The 2,079-nt window shown below is 74.7% G+C and carries 1 pseudogene; it reads left to right on the forward strand.

The features are described 5' to 3' along the window. Window positions 1-51 precede the first annotated feature (51 nt). Window positions 52-2,079 (forward strand): annotated as a pseudogene (locus AB0G74_RS34325) (type I polyketide synthase); the annotation flags it as partial.

Raw genomic sequence — 2,079 nt, forward strand, 5'->3', positions numbered from 1 at the left:
ATCGCGGACGCGCGCGATGCCCGGGCACGGCTGAAGGAGGTGGAGGAGCGGGCCCGGGAACCCCTGGCGATCGTCGGCGCCTCCTGCCGCTATCCGGGCGGCGTGGAATCCCCCGCCGGGCTGTGGCGGCTGGTCGACGACGGCGTCGACGCCATCTCCGAGTTCCCCACCGACCGGGGCTGGGACGAGGACGTCTACGACCCCGATCCCGACCGCAACGGCAAGACCCTGACCCGGCACGGCGGCTTCGTCGACGGCATGACCGACTTCGACGCCGCGTTCTTCGGGATGTCGCCGCGCGAGGCCGTCGCCGCCGACCCGCAGCAGCGGCTGCTCCTCGAAACCACCTGGGAGGCGATGGAGAGCGCCGGGATCGTCCCCGCCACCCTCCGCGGCACCAGGACCGGTGTCTTCACCGGACTGATGTACCAGGGGTACGGTGCCGGAGTCCTGGACGACGTCCCCGCCGAACTGGCCGGGCATCTCGCCAGCGGCCTCTCCAGCAGCATCGCCTGCGGACGGCTCTCCTACGTCTTCGGACTCGAAGGCCCCTCCGTCTCCGTGGACACGGCCTGCTCGTCGTCGCTGGTCACCCTGCACCTGGCGGCCCAGGCGCTGCGACGCGGCGAATGCGATCTCGCGCTCACCGGCGGGGCGACCCTGATGCCCACCCCGTTCTCGATCATGGAGTTCTCCCGGCAGCGGGCCCTGTCGCCCGACGGCCGCTGCAAGGCGTTCGGCGCCGGGGCCGACGGCACCGCCTGGGCGGAGGGCGCGGGCATGCTCGTCCTGGAGCGGTTGTCGGACGCCCGGCGCAACGGCCACCGGGTGCTCGCCGTACTGCGCGGCTCGGCGGTCAACCAGGACGGCGCGTCCAACGGGCTGACCGCTCCCAACGGCCCCGCGCAGGAGCGGGTGATCCGGCAGGCGCTCGCGGACGCGGACCTCACCGGCGCCGATGTCGACGTGGTCGAGGCGCATGGCACCGGGACCCGGCTCGGGGACCCGATCGAGGCCCGCGCCCTGCTCGCCACCTACGGCCGCGACCGGACCGCCGGGGACCCCCTGTTCCTGGGCTCCCTGAAGTCCAATATCGGACACGCCCAGGCGGCGGCCGGGGTCGGCGGCGTCATCAAGATGGTCGAGGCGTTGCGCCACGGCAGGCTGCCCCGCACCCTGCACGCCGACGAACCGACCCCGCACGTCGACTGGTCCGCCGGGACCGTCGCCCTGCTCGACCGGGCCCGGCCCTGGCCCGACCGGGACCGGCCGCGCCGGGCCGCGGTCTCCGCGTTCGGAATCGGCGGCACCAACGCCCATGTGATCCTGGAGGAGGCGCCCCCGCTCCCGGCGGACGGGCCCGCCGCGACAGCCGTACCGGCGCCCGCGCACCGGCCCGTACCGCCGTCCGATACTCCGTCCGCCGTCGGCTGGACCCTGTCGGCGAAGACCCCGGAGGCGCTGCGCGGCCAGGCCGAGCGGCTGCTCGCCTTCGCCGCGGACCATCCGGAGCACGGCATCGCGGACATCGCGTACTCGCTGGCGACCACCCGGGCCGTCCTCGACCACAGCGCCACCGTCGTCGGCGCCGACCACGACGAACTGCTCCGGGGCCTCGGGGCCCTGGCCGCCGGGACCGCCGACCCGGCCGTGACCACGACGGGCCGCGCCCGCCCCGGCGGGCTGGCGTTGGTCTTCACCGGCCAGGGCTCGCAGCGCCCGGGCATGGGCCGTGAGCTGTACGAGACGTCGCCGGTCTTCGCCCGCGCGCTGGACGAGATCTGCGCGGCCCTCGACCCGCTGCTCGACCGGCCGCTGAAGGACGTGCTGTTCGCCGAACCGGGTACGGACACCGCGAAGGAGCTGGACGGTACGGCCCTCGCCCAGCCCGCGTTGTTCGCGGTGGAGGTGGCGCTGTTCCGGCTGGTCACGTCCTGGGGTGTGGTCCCGGACCAGCTGCTGGGGCACTCCATCGGGGAGGTGTCCGCCGCCCATGCGGCGGGTGTACTCGACCTGCCCGACGCCTGCACCCTCGTCGCCACCCGCGGCAGGCTGATGCAGTCCGCCCGCGACGACGGC

The organism is Streptomyces sp. NPDC020875 (assembly GCF_040641415.1).
Classification (GTDB): Bacteria; Actinomycetota; Actinomycetes; order Streptomycetales; family Streptomycetaceae; genus Streptomyces.